The organism is Mycobacterium sp. (genome assembly GCF_049683355.1).
Taxonomy (GTDB): Bacteria; Actinomycetota; Actinomycetes; order Mycobacteriales; family Mycobacteriaceae; genus Mycobacterium.
Genome location: NZ_JBAUJB010000022.1, coordinates 1 through 1,845, shown reverse-complemented (window position 1 = coordinate 1,845; position 1,845 = coordinate 1). Strand labels below are relative to the sequence as shown.

The 1,845-nt window shown below is 66.6% G+C and carries 3 protein-coding genes; 1 reads left to right on the top strand and 2 read right to left on the bottom strand.

Annotation, left to right across the window (positions count from 1 at the left end):
• Window positions 1-120 precede the first annotated feature (120 nt).
• Entirely contained in the window at window positions 121-1,146 is a 1,026-nt protein-coding gene (locus tag WA944_RS01365; RefSeq protein ID WP_526646133.1) for a TIGR03617 family F420-dependent LLM class oxidoreductase, read from the top strand.
• Between the two features lie 82 nt (window positions 1,147-1,228).
• On the opposite strand, the gene WA944_RS01360 is transcribed toward WA944_RS01365, so the two are convergent.
• Complete coding sequence (locus tag WA944_RS01360; protein ID WP_526370430.1) at window positions 1,229-1,612, bottom strand: type II toxin-antitoxin system VapC family toxin; 384 nt, start codon at window positions 1,610-1,612, stop codon at window positions 1,229-1,231.
• Window positions 1,609-1,824, bottom strand: coding sequence for an antitoxin (locus tag WA944_RS01355; RefSeq protein WP_526646131.1), 216 nt, complete (start codon window positions 1,822-1,824; stop codon window positions 1,609-1,611). Before WA944_RS01355 ends, WA944_RS01360 begins: the two co-directional genes overlap by 4 nt.
• Between the last annotated feature and the right edge of the window lie 21 nt (window positions 1,825-1,845).

The following is a 1,845-nucleotide window of genomic DNA, read 5'->3' as shown; positions in this document are numbered from 1 at the left end:
CATAAGCCGATTATCCCAGTAGGCTCTGACAATTCGCCCTAGCAAGAGTTTGCCGGGGACGCCGATGGCTGTGCTCTCGACCGGCTCGGGACACGAGTAGTCGCCGCGTAGGGTGCAGCCATGCAGGTTGATGTGATGACCACACCCCAGCCGCTGCGCGAGATCGGTGATCTCGCCCGTCGGACACAGGCCGCGCACTTCTCCGGGATGCTGTTCACCGAGACCGGCCGCACCGCCTACCTCAACGCCGCGGTGGCGGCGCAGGCGGCGCCGGGTCTTGAGTTCTCGACGGGAGTGGCGGTGGCGTTCCCGCGCAGTCCGTTCGTGACGGCGGCGACGGCGTGGGAGTTGCAGGAGGCCACCGGCGGGAAGTTCCGGCTCGGCTTGGGCACGCAGGTGCGGACACACGTGGTGCGCCGCTACGGCGTCGAGTTCGAGCATCCCGGTCCGCGGCTGCGGGACTATGTGCTCGCCGTCAAAGCCTGCTTCACGGCCTTCCGGACCGGCACGCTCGACCATCACGGCGACTTCTACGACCTGGACTTCATCACGCCGCAGTGGAGCGCCGGGCCCATCGAAGCGCCGGACCCCAAGGTCGATGTCGCCGCGGTCAATCCATGGATGTTACGGATGGCCGGTGAGGTCGCCGACGGGGTCCATGTGCATCCCCTCGGCGAGCCCGGGTACATCGCGCGCCATGTGCTGCCGAAACTAGCTGAGGGAGCGGCGAAGTCGGGGCGGTCGCCGGAGGATATCGCCGTGATCGTGCCGGTGATGACGATCGTCGGTGACACCGACGTGGAGCGGCACCGCGAGCGGGAGTTGGTACGGGCCAGCATGAGCTTCTACGGCAGCACCCCGAACTATGCGTTCATCTGGGACGAGGCCGGGTTCGAGGGGACGACGGCGCGGATCCGGGAGAAGCAGAAGGCCGGCGACATCCCCGGCATGGTGGCGCAGATCTCCGACGAGCACATCGCGGCATTCGCGACCGAGTCGACGTGGGACGGGCTGGCCGACGCGCTGATCGACCGCTACGGCGACGCGGCCACAAGGCTGGTGCTCTACAACGCGCTGGCAGATCCCGAGCGGATCGAACGGTATGGCGTAGTGGCACAGCGTATCTCGGGCGGTCAGTCGCGTTGAGGCTGCACTAGCGGCGGGAAATGTCGAGTACGGACCGCCATCAGCGCAGTCTCAATTGCGTTCAGACTGGCGGCCTCCAGCGTCACCGTGGCACCACCGTGATGGTGCATCGAGGCCCGTTCGCGCCGGACAGTCTCGCGTCCGCCGTCACGAGGTCGCAGTCGAGGTTCTCGGCAAGAGCGACGTACATCGCGTCGTACGCGGTTACCGCGCGGCGAAGTTGCCAGACACGTTCCAGCAGGGGTGTAGCGGCGTAACGGATCAGTCCGAGCCCTTTCCATACATCCAGGGCCCGGCTCGCCTCCCCTGACGCGATCAGACCAGCGGCCACGTGGCGACGGAGCACGCTGACCACTTCCGTATCCACCAGGTGGGGCGCGTGAACCGATTCAACGGCGACGAGGCGGCGCGCCTGACCGCTGTTGAGCAGCGCCGACACTGCCGCGGACGCATCGAGGACGATCACCGTCGCTCGGGCTCCAAGTGCTCGACGATCTTGTCAGTCGAAATATCGAGATCGGGCAACGTGGCGACCAACGCGGCATTGTCGACGCGGCGCGTCGCGGCGTCGAGTTCGCGGATCGCGACGGCAGTCACCGACGTGCTTGCTGCACGCGCCAGCCGCTCGAGCCGGTCCATGACATCGTCGGGCACATTACGCAGATGCAGAGTTCGCACCCGTCGAGTGTATCCAAAAGC

Excerpts from the sequence above, each read along its gene's own strand:
- WA944_RS01365 (WP_526646133.1), top strand. The coding sequence starts at position 121 with ATGCAGGTTGATGTGATGACCACACCCCAGCCGCTGCGCGAGATCGGT.